The 14,058-nt window shown below is 73.2% G+C and carries 8 protein-coding genes; 2 read left to right on the top strand and 6 right to left on the bottom strand.

The genetic code is table 11. The features are described 5' to 3' along the window. Nucleotides 1-157: 157 nt before the first annotated feature. The 3 genes from ABT354_RS25680 to ABT354_RS25690 form a co-directional block, all read right to left on the bottom strand. Nucleotides 158-2,410 carry a terpene synthase family protein gene (locus ABT354_RS25680; RefSeq protein ID WP_351497830.1) on the bottom strand — a complete coding sequence of 751 codons (2,253 nt, stop codon included), beginning with the start codon at nucleotides 2,408-2,410 and terminating at the stop codon, nucleotides 158-160. A gap of 163 nt (nucleotides 2,411-2,573) precedes the next feature. Continuing rightward, nucleotides 2,574-4,562 carry an N-acetylmuramoyl-L-alanine amidase gene (locus tag ABT354_RS25685; RefSeq protein WP_351497832.1) on the bottom strand — a complete coding sequence of 663 codons (1,989 nt, stop codon included), beginning with the start codon at nucleotides 4,560-4,562 and terminating at the stop codon, nucleotides 2,574-2,576. Nucleotides 4,563-4,950: 388 nt separating this feature from the next. Beyond that, complete coding sequence (locus ABT354_RS25690; RefSeq protein ID WP_351497834.1) at nucleotides 4,951-6,072, bottom strand: aminoglycoside phosphotransferase family protein; 1,122 nt, start codon at nucleotides 6,070-6,072, stop codon at nucleotides 4,951-4,953. Between the two features lie 233 nt (nucleotides 6,073-6,305). Here ABT354_RS25690 and ABT354_RS25695 point away from each other — a divergent pair, with 233 nt between their 5' ends. Then, on the top strand, nucleotides 6,306-7,799 hold the full coding sequence (locus tag ABT354_RS25695) for a DNA-binding protein NsdB (RefSeq protein WP_351497836.1): 1,494 nt from the start codon (nucleotides 6,306-6,308) through the stop codon (nucleotides 7,797-7,799). Nucleotides 7,800-7,831: 32 nt separating this feature from the next. Here the strand turns inward: ABT354_RS25695 and ABT354_RS25700 are convergent, their stop codons facing one another. From ABT354_RS25700 to ABT354_RS25710, 3 genes are all read right to left on the bottom strand, one after another. Further along, entirely contained in the window at nucleotides 7,832-9,451 is a 1,620-nt protein-coding gene (locus ABT354_RS25700) for a PP2C family protein-serine/threonine phosphatase (RefSeq protein WP_351497838.1), read from the bottom strand. Between the two features lie 936 nt (nucleotides 9,452-10,387). Next, complete coding sequence (locus ABT354_RS25705; RefSeq protein ID WP_351497840.1) at nucleotides 10,388-10,972, bottom strand: GNAT family N-acetyltransferase; 585 nt, start codon at nucleotides 10,970-10,972, stop codon at nucleotides 10,388-10,390. Next, nucleotides 10,962-13,073, bottom strand: coding sequence for a penicillin acylase family protein (locus ABT354_RS25710; protein ID WP_351497842.1), 2,112 nt, complete (start codon nucleotides 13,071-13,073; stop codon nucleotides 10,962-10,964). Before ABT354_RS25710 ends, ABT354_RS25705 begins: the two co-directional genes overlap by 11 nt. Before the next feature lie 134 nt (nucleotides 13,074-13,207). On the opposite strand from ABT354_RS25710, the gene ABT354_RS25715 reads away from it, so the two are divergent. Further along, entirely contained in the window at nucleotides 13,208-13,930 is a 723-nt protein-coding gene (locus tag ABT354_RS25715) for a siderophore-interacting protein (protein ID WP_351497844.1), read from the top strand. Nucleotides 13,931-14,058: the final 128 nt, after the last annotated feature.

The raw sequence follows: 14,058 nt of genomic DNA on the forward strand, positions 1-14,058 counted from the left end.
ACACTCAGGTTTTTTTATTTGTGTCTCTCCCCGCGGCGGCCGCCTTACCCTTGCCCTCTGGCGCCTCCCCCACGGGGGGGGGGGGGGGCGCCCGGTTCACCGGGCGCACCCCCGTTCCATGTCCCTGGGCACGCTCGGGGGACGCGTGGGGACCGGGTCAGCCGGCCGGGGTGAGCCGTCCCTCTGCGGCGGGCCGTCCCCCGGAGGCGAGCCGGGCGGCGGAGGTGCCGAGCCCCCGGGGGCCGCGCAGCAGCGGCGTACCCGCCCCGGTCGCCAGCTCGTCCGCCCCGTACCGTCTGGTCCGCCGGTGCCAGTTGAGGATGCCCGCATGCCAGTCCTCGATCTCCCGGACATACGCGTCCAACGCCGCCCGCTGCGCCTGGTCCAGGCCGAAGTCCGCGCAGAGTACGGGCAGTTCATGGTCCCGCACATGGAGGAACTGCCGCAGCCGGCCCCGCATCAGATCGTCCACGACGGCGACACCGGAGGGGTAGTCGCAGTCGAAGAAGGTCCGGACGACCAGGACCGCGTTGTGCACCTCGCCCTCGGCCTCGATCTCCTTCTGGTACGAGAAGAGGTCGTTGAGCAGGACGCAGTAGTCCTGCGCGGAGCGCTCCAGACTCCGTACCGTCCCGCTGTCCAGCACGGCGGCGGGGAGCCGCGCCGCGTGCCGCAGCCGGGCGAGCAGCATCGTCAGCTCCGAACCGAAGGTGGTGCGGCGCATCTCCAGATAGTCCACCGGGTCGGGGATCCGGTGCTGCGCCTGGTTGTGCAGCTCCCAGCGCCAGCTCTCCAGCATCACCTCGATCGCCGAGGCGAGCTGCCGCCGGGCGCCCGCCGCCATCGGCTCGGCCGTACGGGCCCAGAGATCGGCCAGTGACCGCTCCAGCGGGGAGGCGGCCGCGAGCCGCCCGAGGGCGGGCTCGTCCACGGGGATGCAGGCCAGCAGCCGTTCATGGCAGAGCCGGGCGCCGGCCTGATTGCGGGGGCGGCCGAAGGCGAACGGGTAGTAGTCGTCGCCGTAGGTCCCCCAGGTGAGCCATTCGGCGCTCAGCTCCAGCTCCTCGGGGGTGGCGTCCGGGTCGAGCCCCGCCGAGCAGAGGGCGAGGTCGAAGCCGCGCAGCATCGTTTCGTCCCAGATATCGGTGAGCAGTCCCATCCGGCCGGCCCACTCCACCGACTTCTCCCGCGCGTCCCGGTGGTGCGGGCTGAGGGTGAGCGGGAAGGGCAGGTCGAACTCCGGCAGGAGCGAGGGGCCGACCGGCCGGTGGGGCACATGGGTGAGGGTGCGCAGCCGCTGCCGGGCCGGGCGGCCGAGGAGATTGCGGATGTCCAGCGCGGTGGTGCCGATCAGCCCACCGGTCAGGGGTACGCCACCGGCCAGAGGTACACCAGCGGTCAGCGGGAGCCCCCCGGCCGGTCCCTCGTTCATATAGCGGCTGGAGCGCAGATGCCACTCATGGCCGCCGGACTGCCAGTCCTGGAGCCCCTTCACATAGAGCGCGACGGCGGCACAGTCGGCGGGCGGCAGCCCCAGCTCCAGACAGAGCGCGGGGACCTCGGTGAGGGCGGTGTTCTCGAACTGCTGGAGCCGGGAGGTCAGCAGGTCGTTCACGGTCTCGGCGGCCTCCTGGGTGGTGCAGTCCAGGAAGGTCTCCAGGACCAGGACGCCATTGCTCAGCTCGCCCTCGTCCTCCACCTCCCGCTGGTAGGAGAAGAGGTCGTTCCGCAGATGCACCGCGTCGGCGAAGGTGTCGGTGAGCACCCGCAGCGGCCGGGAGGCGGCCACCGCGTCTGGCACCTCCGCCCCCACCGCGCACTCCACCAGCTGGGCCGACCAGGGGGCGCCGCCGACCTTGCGGCGCATCTCGATGTATTCGACGGGGTTGGCGATCCGCCCCTCGTTGATGTTGGACAGCTCCCACAGGGACTCGTTGAGCAGATTGCGGGTGGATACGGTGAACCGCGCCCGCCACGCCGGGGACATGGCCGGAACCGTACGGGTCCACAGATCGGCCAGCCCCGCCTCGACGGGGTTGGCCGGACGGGGTGTCCGGCGCAGCGGATCCCGGGGCATGAAGGCGGGCAGCCGGTCCAGGTACCTCTTGCCGCCCTCGCGGTCATGGGTGCGCTTGAACAGCTCCAGGAAGTGGTCGTCGAAGAAGAAGACCCAGGTGTACCAGTCGGTGATGAGGTTCAGTACCTCGGCGTCGCAGTCCGGGTGGGTGTAGCCGCAGAGCAGGGCGTAGTCGTGGGCGTCGAGATCGTGCTCCTCCCAGATGCCCGAACCCTCCAGCATGCCCATGCTCCGCGCCCACTCACGGGTGTGCGAACGGGCCGTTTCGACATGGGGGTTGAGCCGTGCCGGGTACGGCACATAGAAGTCGGGGAGGACAAAGGGCTGGGCCATGGCGTGCGGGACCTTCCGGGCCGGGGAGGGAGGTGATCCGCCCAGCATGAACCGTCACTTCGGTGCGGTAGGCGAACACCGCGACAGTCATCCGAAATGATGAATGGGCCGCCGGTCGGGAACCCGGCCGGGAACCCGTCGGGGAACCGGCGGCCCGCCGGGATCAGCGCACCGGCCGCACGTCGGACGCCTTCACGAACGCCACCCGATGGCCGAACTGCACCTGGTAGTACAGCTCCTCGCCGCGCACCACCCGATGGCCCGAGGGATCGAAGGTCTTGGCGAACAAGTACTCCCCGGGCAGCAGATCACCCGCGACATACCGCTGTCCCGCCGCCAGGGTGTACGGCAGCGGTGCCAGCGGCTGGACCGGCACCCCCTCCGGATACGCCGCGGGCTCCGGATAGGCCCTCCCGTACACCGGCACCTCCGCGAGACCCGGACGCGGTGTCAGCAGCAACGCCCGCGACCCCACCGCCGTCGGCCGGTCGGCCGGGTTGTGGAACCACGCCTTCTGCCCCAGGTACCACACGGCCGTCCAGTCGCCCCGCCGCTCGGCCACCGCGTACCGCTGCCCCGTCGACGCCCGCGCCCCCGTGTCGTTCACCTGGGTCGTGGACTCCCCGCCGTCCGGCCGCAGCCCGATGTCCCGGACCAGCGGCGCCCCGTCCGAGGGTGCCGTGTGCAGCCGGACCGCGCCCGAACCGTGCGGCGCGCACACCTCACCCGGCTTCACGCACCCCGTGTACACCGGCTGATGGACCGGGTACTCGGGACGGATGGTCACCGCCCGCGCCCGCGGCCCCGCCGTCGCCTCGAACGGCCGCCCCAGCAGCTCGAAGTAGTGCGCCCAGTCCCAGTACGGACCCGGGTCGGTGTGCATGCCCCGGATCGTCGCCGGAGTCGTCCCCGGGACATTGTCGTGCCCCAGGATGTGCTGCCGGTCCAGCGGGACGTCGTACCGGTGCGCGAGATGACGCACCAGCCGCGCCGACGACCGGTACATCGCCTCCGTGTACCAGGCGTCCGGGTCCGCCAGGAAGCCCTCGTGCTCCAGCCCGATCGCGTGCGCGTTGACGAACCAGTTCCCCGCGTGCCAGGCCACATCCTTCAGCGGCACATGCTGGGCGATATGCCCGTCCGACGCCCGCAGGCTGTACTGCCACGACACATACGCCGGATTCCGCACCAGCCGCAGGGTGGTCTCCCAGGTGGCCTCGGTGTCATGGACCACGATGTACCGCACCCGCTGCGATGCGGGGCGGTCCGCCTTGTCGTGGTTGCCGTACCCACCGCCCGGCAACTCCTGGTACGGGGCCGGAAGCCACTCGCACGACACCGTGCGGGGACACTCGGGAACACCGGCCGTGCCCGAACCGTCGTCACCGTCCGCGCGCCGCGCCCGTGGCCCCGCCCCGGCCCGCTCTCCGCGCGGGGGGACCGCCGACGGATCCGCCGCCAGCGTGATCCGCGCCCCGCTGTCCGTGGTCCGCGCCATGCCCGAGCGGATCACCGAAAAGACCTCGTCCGCGTAGGCCCGCGCGGCCGTCCGCTCCCCGGCCCCGGAGTACAGCGCCACCGCCCCGTACCACGCGGCCGGGGAGCCGCCCGCCGGACGGCCGAGCCTGCGCTGGGCGTCGGCCAGCAGCGCCGCCCCGCCCCGGACATTGGCGGCGGGGTCGGCGCGGAGCCGCTCCGCGCCGATGCCCGAGAGCCGCGCCGCCCGCTCCAGGGTCCGCAGCCGTGCCGGTACCCGGCCCGCCACCGGGGCTCGCTCCGCCCGGGCGGCGGCGGGCAACGGCCGCCGGTCGTCACCCCGCCGGTCCTCGCCCGGACCGTGCCCCGCCGCACCGTGATGGCGCGCCGACCGCGCCAGCGCCGTCCGTGCGTCGGTGAGATGCATCGGCCCGTACCCGCCGGAGACACTGGGCGCGCCCCCGTGCCCGTCCCAGCGGGACTGGAGATAGGCGACCCCGAGCAGTACCGAACGCGGCACCCGGTACTCCGCCGAGGCGGCGGAGAACGCCCGTACCAGCGAATCGGACCGCCCCGGCGGCCCCGCGTCGGCGACCCCCGGTTCGGCCGCCAGCAGCGGCAGCAGCAGCGCCACCACCGCCGCCCCCGTCCCCGCCCGGCGCGGAAGCGACCTCACCCGGGACGGAACCGCCCCGGACGGTGTACGTGCGCGAAGAGGTGTTCGTACGCGAAACGGAGCGGGCACAGCGGCCTCCTGCGGCGGACGGGGTACGGGGGGAACCCGCGCCCAGGGCACGGGACCTCACGCATATCCACCCCCGGACCCCGCCGTCAATCAGGCCGTGCCGGTACGCCCCGCCCGACCGCTTCTTTCGGCCGTATCCGGAACCGCACACCGGACCGCGTACCGGAACCGGACACCGGACCGCGTACCGGAGAGGTCCGGCCGCTCGGCGCACACGGAAGCGCCGGGCGCCCGGTCGTCCCGGACGCTCGGCGCCTCTCCCCTCCTCGCGGCGCTGTTCCTCGCGGCTCCGTTCCTCGTAGACCTGGCTCCCGTGGTTCTAGCGGGTGCCCACCGCCGCCCGTACCGCCCGGCGGGCCAGCGCGCAGTCGTCGTGCAGCCGCCGCAGGAGCAGCCGCTGCTCCTCACCCGCCGACAGACCACTGGACGACAGGGCGACCGGCCCCGAGGGCGCCGCCTCCCGCATGGTGCGCTGCACCGCCGTCTCATAGGTACGGATCTCACGGGTCAACACCAGCATCAGATTCACCAGAAAGGCGTCCCGCGCGTCCGGACCGGCCAGCTGCGCCGCCTGACTGACCCTCCGGCGCGCCGCCGGGGCGTCCCCGAGCACCGTCCACAGCGTCGCCAGGTCGTACCCCGGCAGGTACCACCCGGCGTGCTCCCAGTCCACCAGCACCGGACCGGCCGGCGAGAGCAGCACATTGGAGAGGAGCGCGTCACCGTGGCAGAACTGGCCGATGCCCTGGCGTCCGCCCGACTGCGCCAGACCGTGCAACAGCTTCTGGAGGTCCCCCAGATCACGGTCGGTGAAGAGGCCCAGCTCGTGGTAGCGCGTGATCCGGGAGGCGTAGTCCAGCGGCCGGTCGAACATCTCGCCCGGGGGCCGCCAGCTGTTCAGCCGGGTGATCGCGGCGAGTACGGCGGTCGAGTCCGCCCGCGGCGGGGCCTCCGCCGGATGCCGGGAGAGCGCCGCCGGACGGCCCGGCATCCGCTCGATCACCAGGGTGCAGTTCTCCGGGTCCGCGGCGATCAGCCGGGGCGCGCGGACCGGGGGCCGCTGCCGGACGAAGGTCCGGTAGACCGCTATTTCGTGCCGGAACCGCTCCACCCATACGGAGGAACGGTCCAGCAGACACTTGGCGACCGCGGTGGTGCGCCCCGTTGTCCCGACGATCAGCACGGACCGGCCGCTCCGGCGCAGCACCTGGACCGGATGGAACTCCGGGCAGATCCGGTGCACCGAGGCGACCGCCATGCGCAGCTGTGTGCCCTGGGCGCCCGACAGGTCGATTCTCCCGCTCAGGGGCGCGCCGGGGGACGCGAACGCCCGCCGCGGCCGGGCGGCGCCCACCGGATCCCCGTACGGTCCGGCCCCGGCCGCGGTGACCGGACGCCGTGGCCGGTACGGGGCGGACACGGAGGACGATGCTGTGTACATGGGGGTGACAGATCCCTTCGTGCGCCGACGGATGTGCATGGGCCGTCCCGTCCCGGCGGCCCGGCGCACCCTGGGGAATGCGAGGGACGCCGGGACGGGAACGACGCGTTCCTACGTCACACCAGAAGGCGGGTGGCACACCATCTGGCGAACCCTGGCGAACCCTGGCGAATAGTCGCCACCCCCCTGACAGGGGGCTACTGTCAACTCAGCCGAGAACCTGGGGGCTTGACGTGACCGGAGTACCCAACACCCGTCTGTGCGACCTGTTCGGCCTGGCCGGCTGGTCCAAGGGCGAACTCGCGAGACTGGTGAACCGGCAGGCGGCGGCCATGGGCCACCCCCAGCTGGCGACGGACACCTCGCGGGTGAGGCGCTGGATCGACATGGGGGAGACCCCCCGCGATCCCGTGCCCCGGGTGCTGGCCGCCCTGTTCACCGAGCGCCTCGGCCGTGTCGTGACCATCGAGGATCTCGGATTCGTACGGAACGGGCGGGCCGGCAGACGGAAGGAGGCGCAGGGCGCCGGTGACCCTGACGGCCTGCCGATGCCACCCGGCCGAACGGCCGCGGTCCTCACCGAATTCACGGGAATGGACCTCATGCTCAACCGACGCGGCTTGGTGGGCGCGGGCGCCGCGCTCGCCGCGGGATCATCGCTCAGCAGCGCCATGCACGACTGGCTGAACACCGACCCCGCCCTCGCCCAGGACGCCCCCTACTCCGAGAACCCCCTGCACGCCGACCCCGCCGGGTACGACCGCTACGAGGCCGCTCCCATCGGGTCCCAGGAGATCGAAGCCCTGGAGCGCTCGGTCGAGGTCTTCCGCGCCTGGGACGCCTCCCGGGGCGGCGGTCTCCAGCGCAAGGCCGTGGTGGGACAGCTCAACGAGGTGGGCGGCATGCTCTCCTATCGCCACCCCGACCACCTCCAGCGCCGGCTGTGGGGGGTCGCCGCCAATCTCGCGGTCCTCGCGGGCTGGATGTCCCATGACATCGGCCTGGAGCCCACCGCCCAGAAGTACTTCGTCATCGCCGCCCACGCGGCCCGTGAGGGCGGCGACCGGCCCCGCGCCGGCGAGGCCCTCTCCCGGGCCGCCCGGCAGATGGTCCACCTGGGCCGCCCCGACGACGCACTCGATCTGATGAAACTCGCCCAGTCGGGATCGGGCGACGAGACCCTGCCGCGCACCCGGGCGATGCTCTTCACCATCGAGGCCTGGGCCCAGGCGTCCATGGGTCAGGGCCAGGCCGTCCGCCGCACCCTCGGCAAGGCGGAGGAGCTGTTCGTCTCCGACAAGGGCGATGTGCCGCCGCCGAGCTGGATGCAGATGTTCGACGAGGCGGATCTGCACGGCATGGAGGCGCTCGCCTATCGCACCCTCGCCGAGCACGATCCCACCGCCGCCTCCATCGCCCAGGGCCATGCCCGCAAGGCGCTGGAGCTGCGGGAGGGCGGACGTCAGCGCTCCAAGATCTTCGACTACATCTCCATGGCCTCGGCCAGCTTCATCGCCGACGACCCCGAACAGGCCGACCGGTACGCCCGGCTGGCCCTGGTCTCCATGGGGGAGACCTCCTCCCATCGGACCTGGGACCGGCTGCGCGAGATGTACCGCCTCACCGGCGAGTTCTCGGGCTTCGGCCGGATCGAGGAGCTGCGCCGCGAGATCCGGCTGGCCCTGCCCAACAGCCCCTCGCTCAGGGCCAGGAACGCGGAGATCTGACCCCCCGCACGAGAGGTCTCCCGCACGAGAGGTCAGTACTCCACCCGTGCGACCAGCACACAGGCGTCGTCCTCGCGGTCCTCGCCGCCGAAGGTCTCCACCACCGCGCGCAGACACTCCTGCGCGTCCCGGGCCGCCGCGAAGCGCGGTGCCAGCGCCAGCAGTCGCCCGGCGGTGGAGAGGGAGCCCTCGGCGGGCCCGGTCCGGCCCAGTGCGTCGGTGTGCAGGATCAGCAGATCGCCCGGGAGGAGGGTGGTGTCCGCCTGCTCGTAGCGGCTGGCGGGCCCGGCACCGAGCAGCACCCCCTCGGGCGGGGTCAGCGGCCGTCCCGTCCCGCCGCGGAAGAGCAGCGGGGCGGGGTGGCCCGCCTGCGCCCAGGAGAGGGTGCGGCTCTCCGGGTCGAAACGGCAGCAGACCGCACTGCCCAGGGTGGGCTGTGCCGAGGTCTCCAGCACCTGGTTGAGATGGCCCAGCAGCGCCCCGGGTGCCACACCCGCGAGTCCCATCCCCCGGATGGCGCCGAGCAGTACGGCCATCGCCGAGGTGGCGGTGACCCCATGGCCGGTGAGATCGCCGACCCCGAGCAGGGTGGAGCCGCCCGGCAGCGGGAAGGCGTCGTACCAGTCGCCGCCGACCAGGGCGCTGTTCCCGGAGGGGAAGTAGTGGCCGGCGACATCGAGCCCGCCGCTGCCGTCGTCGGGCAGTGGGAAGGAGCCGGGGCCGAACGGGAGTACCGCTTCCTGGAGTTCCACCGCGAGCCGGTGCTCGGTGCGCTCGGCGTACCGGTGGCGGCGGAGCGAGTCCCGGCTCTCCCGGACCGCGCGCTCACTGCGGCGCAGCTCGCTCACATCCCGGAAGACCGCCCACATGGCGGCGGTGGAGCCGTCCGCGTCCAGGACGGGTTCGCCCGTCATATGGACGGTGCGCACCCGGCCGTCGGGCCGCACCATCCGGAACTCGCCGTCGATGGGGCGCCCGTCCACCAGACAGCCCGTCACCAGCGCGGTGAGCAGCGGCTGGTCCTCGGCGAAGACCACCGACGGCAGCTCGTCCAGGGTCATGGGCCCGCTGAGCGGGGAGCGCCCGAGGATCTGGTACAGCTCCTCGGACCAGCTCACCTCGTCGGTGAGGAGGTTCCACTCGGCGCTGCCCACCCGGCTGAGCAGCGAGCCGGGGCGCTGGGCGCTGTCCGCCTCGTACGGGGCCAGCTCGGCCGCGTAGGCCTGCGAGGGGACGAACGCGCCCGGCGCGCCGAAGGGGTCGGGCGTGCCGAAGGGGTCGGACAGGCCGGGGCCCTCGGCGTGGCGGGTACCACCGCGCGTGTCGTACGGGGCGAGGGCGTCCACACCGTCGCGGTCCCCCTCGCCCGGGGCGGATCCTCCGCCGGCGGGGTGCGCGGGTGGGCCGTCGGGCCCCGGCAGCCCCTCCCGGAGCTGGTCCAGATGGGCGCCGAGGTCGTCGAGTTGATGGACGGCCAGATCGCACAGGGCGCGCTGCCAGCGGAGGCGTGGGTCGTCCTCGTCCAGGGCGGTGTCCTGTCGTACGGCGTCCATATCGCCGCGCAGCAGGCGGGTCCGGCTGATCAGAGCGTCGACGGTGCCGCGCTCGGGAGGCTGTGAGGCGGAGGGGTCCGCGAACACATGGGACGGCATGTCGTACTCCGATACAGGCGTGGCCGAGGCCAGGTCTGAGACACGGTCTGAGCAAGGGGCCGTGACGACTCTTGCACAGGGAGCCAGGGGCTGTAAGCGATTCGGCGACACTCGATACGGTGGTGCCCGAGTCATATGTCGTCGGCGCGCATTCTGATGCGCTGAATTCCGGCCATACCGTGGGCTGTTGGGTACAGGATACGCCTCGGCGCGGCGCTCCCGGACACCCGGGGCGCGCCGGAGGGAGCGGTGTCGGGCGAGGGGACCGGAGGGGTCCGGTGCCGTGGGTACGGGTGGGGCCGCCGAGCGGGCCGGACCGGTCGGGCGCCCCGGGTGAGCTGCGCCGGTGTCGCTTCGGGGGAGGGGCGGGCCAGGGCGCGGGGCCGTGGTGCGGGGTGCCGCGCCGGCCCTTCCCGGTGGGTCGGCGGAGGACCGGCGTTGCCCCGGTGACCGGGCGGACCCGAGAGGGTGATGCGTCATGAACCGGCCAGTGACCCGCCCGGGGTGGATGACCCCCCTGAAGGGTGTGCGAATGGCGTGGAATCGACTCCCCCTGACGGTGCTTCCGGAGGTGCCGACGGTGACGGTGGTGTCCCGGGAGGGCGTGCGGAGCACCCGGGTGCTCCGCCGGGCCGGCCGGGGGAAAGGTGTCCCCGCCCAGCTCGTGGTGGTGCGACACGCCGGAGCGGCCCGCCCGGGACGCCCCGGTCGGGCCGGGTGTCCCCGGCGCGGAGGGCGGCCGGCGCTCCTGACGGCTGTCCGAAGGAGGGACTGGTGTACGACACGCCGGGGCATATGCCCCGGTCACGCCGAAGGGCCGTCGGCACGGGTGGGGAGGCGCCGCTGTTCCGGGCAAAGGGGGCAGCCGTTGTTCCGGGTGAAAGGGACGGCCGCCGCCCCGGTGCGGGGACGGCGGCCGTCGGGCGCGGCACGGGATCAGCCCCGGCCCTCCAGGGCCGCCCGCTGGAGGAAGGCGAGCCGGGCCCGCTTCTCCGGCTTGTCGATCTCCGGGCCCAGCTCGAAGCCGGCCCGGACCAGCCGGGCCAGCGCCCGCTCGTTGCGGGTGTCGGGCTCGGCGACGATCCGCTGGACCGAGGGGTCGGTGAGGACGAACCCGATGAACGCCTGGAGCAGACCGCCGGTGAACCCGCGCTCGGCCTCCCCGCCCGAGGCCCCGATCAGCAGATGGACACCAAAGTCGCCCGGCTGCACCTCGTAGCACTCGCCGACCGGGTCGGCCGCGGGGTCATAGGTCTGGAAGAGCGCCACCGGTACCCCGTCCCGCAGGGCGAGAAAGGCGTGGTGGGTGCTGAGGGAGTCCACATAGGCGTAGATCTCCTGTACCTGGTCGACGGTGTGCCCCACCATCCCCCAGTAGCGGGCGCGCTCCTCGGAGACCCAGCCATGGACCAGTTCGGCGTCGGCGGCGGGGTCCAGCGGCACGATGCGGACGGTGCCGAAACCTTCGACGGTCTGCTCGTGCACGGCCGTACGGGTGCGCACGGGGGAATCAACGGACACGGTTCTCCTCGGTGAGTCTGTTCCAGTCGGTGAGTACGGGGATGAGCCCACCGGTCAGCCAGAGCGGCAGCTGATCGCGGCGGTGCGGGTCGCCCTCGGCCCCGGAGGCGCCGAACGGCACCACCCAGAGGCTCCGGTCGCGGTCGGCGAGGTCCCAGACGTAGCGGGCGGCAGGGCCGCGCCAGCTCAGATCGGTCACGCCGGGCACGCTGCTGGTGGAGAGGACGCAGTCCTGGTCGCCGGAGAGTCCGGGCCATGCCTCGGCCTCCTTCCCGGGCAGCGCCTGCCAGGGGGCGAGCCGGTGGGTGTCGCCCCAGACGGCCTCCGGCCCGCCGCCCCCGCCGGACACGTCGGCATCGGGCCTCCCGTCGGTGCCTTCGTCGGTGGCTTCGGCGGCGACCTCCTCCAGTGCGGTACGGGCCGCACCGGCCCGGTCCAGCTCCGGCAGGGCCCCGGTGGTCAGCAGCCCCTCCAGGGCGAAGCCGACCCGGGGGAGGAAGGCGAGCCAGGGCCGCAGCTCCCGGGGGTGGCCGGTGGCGGCGATCCGTTCGGCCAGCGGCGCCAGGACGGGGTCGGAGCCCAGGATCCGGGCCACGGCCGAGCGCACCTGTGCGTACCGGGCGGCGTCGGCGCTCTCCGCGTCCATCCGGCGGTCCCATGCGAGGAGCCGGTCCCGCAGCGCGGCGGCCGGTCCGCTCAGCCCGTCGAGCCCGGCGACCAGCGCCAGCAGGGGCCCGGCGGAGTCCAGCCGGGTGTCCATGTGGATGGGGGACATCGCCGGGGCGGACCAGTCCTGATGCTCGCCGAGGAGTGCGCGGATGCGCTCGGCCCGGTGCGCGGGGGCGAACTCGGCGCCCAGCGGCGCGGCGAGGCCTCGCTCATTGGCCATCACGGCCACCCCGTCCACCTCCCGTCGCGGCGGCTCGTGCCAGCCCTGCCAGGTGTGGCCGGGTGCCCAGGCGTCGACCGGGCGCATCCGGTTGTCCGGGTGCCGCAGCGGGACCCGGCCCGCCACCCGGTGGAGCACCCCGCCCGAGGTGTCGGCGGCCTGGACGACATTGACCGGCTCCACCCAGCGGTCCACGGCGCGGTCGATGTCCGCGACGGTCCTGGCGCGCAGCAGCGCGGGCAGGACGTCGAACCCCAGCTCCCCGGTGACCCGGGGCGGGGTGCGCAGGCTGTAGCTCTCGGGGTCGCCGGGGCCGCCCATGATCACCGGGCCCCGCTCGGTCTCCACGATCCCGACCGTCACCGGGTCGCCCCCCGCGACCTCGATGGTCTCGGTGTGCGCGGTGGCCGGCCGCCAGCCGTCGGGGCCCAGCGCCTCCACCCCCGTCGCGGTGGTGCGCAGCCGCTCCCGGTACAGGTCCTGGTAGTCGGCCATGGCGTTGGTGATCGCCCAGGCCACCGGGCCGGCATGGCCGAAGTGGGCGATACCGGGTACTCCGGGCATCGCCAGGCCCACCACGTCGAACTCGTCGCAGGCGAGTCGGATCTGCTGGTAGACGCCCGGGTCCTCGATGATCCGGTGCGGATCGCCCGCGATCAGGGCGGCACCGCTCGCGGTGCGCTCCCCGGTCACCAGCCAGCCGTTGCTGCCCGAGCCGCCCGCGTCGGTGGCGAAGAGGCCGATCAGATCGTCGCCGAGGACCCGGCCCACCTCGTCCCGCCAGAACTTGGTGGGGAAGCCGGCGAAGAGGATATGGGCCGTGAGCCAGATGCCCAGCGGGCTCCAGGGCCGCCAGGGGTCGGGGGTGAGGCCGGTCGCCGCGAACTGCGGCGCGCGGGCGGCCCCTTCGGCGAGCCCCGCGTCGACGCCCTCCGCATAGCGGGTGACCCAGGCGGCGGTGGCGGGATCCAGTCGTTCGAAGCAGCGCCGCGCGGTGTCGTCGAGCCGTGCCTGGCGGGCGAAGCGGTCCCAGTCGACGGCGGATTCGCCGAGGAAGGAGGCGGAGGTGCCCTGGGAGCGATGGCGGTCGACCTCGATCTGCCAGGCCCGGTCGACGGCGGCGTTGTACCCCTGGGCGAAGGCGAGTTCCTCCGCACCGCTGGCCCGGAGATGGGGGATGCCCCAGTCGTCCCGGTAGACCTTGAAGTTCACAGAGCTCTCCCCGCCCATGACTGACGCGTGTCAATTTCGCTTTAGGTTAGGCTGGCCTAAATTAATGCACAGGTGTTCGGTGGGCAAACCCGGAGAAGCCGGGAGCGACCGCGATATACGAGGAGGCAACGGCGATGGGCCATGGCTGGGAGGGCGTCGTCCTCAAACTGATGCGGGGCAAGGACTTCACCTTCACCGTGACCGGTGCGGAGCAGGTCGGCGAGAACTTCCGGCGTGTCCATCTCACCGACGGCGGGATGCTGGCCCAGACCGGCGTCCACCCCACGATGTGGGTACGGGTCTGGTTCCCCAACGCGGGCAGGCCCCATCAGCGCGCGTACACCCTGGTCGACGCCGACCCGGTCGCCGGGACCTTCGCCCTGGAGTTCGCCCTGCACGACGGCCCGGCCAGCGACTGGTCGCGCACCGCCCGGCCGGGCGACACCGTCGACGCCACCCTCCAGGGCACTGGCTTCAGCGCCCCCGAGCCGCCGCCGGGGCGGCTGTTCGCCGTCGCCGACCCCGCTTCGCTCCCCGCCCTCAACTCCCTGCTCGACGCCTTCCCCGGGGTCCCCGCCACCGTGTGGTTCGAGACCCCGGACCCGGCGGACGACGCGCTGCCGCTCCGTGCCGACCCCGCCTGCCACGAGGTGCGCAGGATCCCGCGCCGGGACGGCGGGCGCCATCTGGTCGCCGAGGTCACCTCCGCCCTGCCCGCCCTGCTGGCGGGGGACGGCGACCCGTATCTCTGGATCGCCTGTGACACCGTGACCACCCGCTCCCTCGCCGGGCACGCCCGCAAGGAGCTGGGGCTGCCCAAGGAGCGGGTCAACGCCCTGGGGTACTGGCGCCCCTGACCACCCGTAGCCCTGACCACCCGTAGCCCTGACCGCCCCCGGGAGCCTCCCGTATCCCGCTGAACCACCTCATACCGCCCACTGTCGACCCTGGACCGCCAGGCTCGACAGTGGGCGATGTAATACTC

It is taken from the genome of Streptomyces sp. NPDC000594 (assembly GCF_040299965.1).
Taxonomy (GTDB): domain Bacteria; phylum Actinomycetota; class Actinomycetes; order Streptomycetales; family Streptomycetaceae; genus Streptomyces.

Coding starts and splice junctions, on each gene's coding strand:
- ABT354_RS25680 (WP_351497830.1), bottom strand. CDS start 2,410: ATGGCCCAGCCCTTTGTCCTCCCCGACTTCTATGTGCCGTACCCGGCA.
- ABT354_RS25715 (WP_351497844.1), top strand. CDS start 13,208: ATGGGCCATGGCTGGGAGGGCGTCGTCCTCAAACTGATGCGGGGCAAG.
- ABT354_RS25700 (WP_351497838.1), bottom strand. CDS start 9,451: ATGCCGTCCCATGTGTTCGCGGACCCCTCCGCCTCACAGCCTCCCGAG.
- ABT354_RS25690 (WP_351497834.1), bottom strand. CDS start 6,072: ATGTACACAGCATCGTCCTCCGTGTCCGCCCCGTACCGGCCACGGCGT.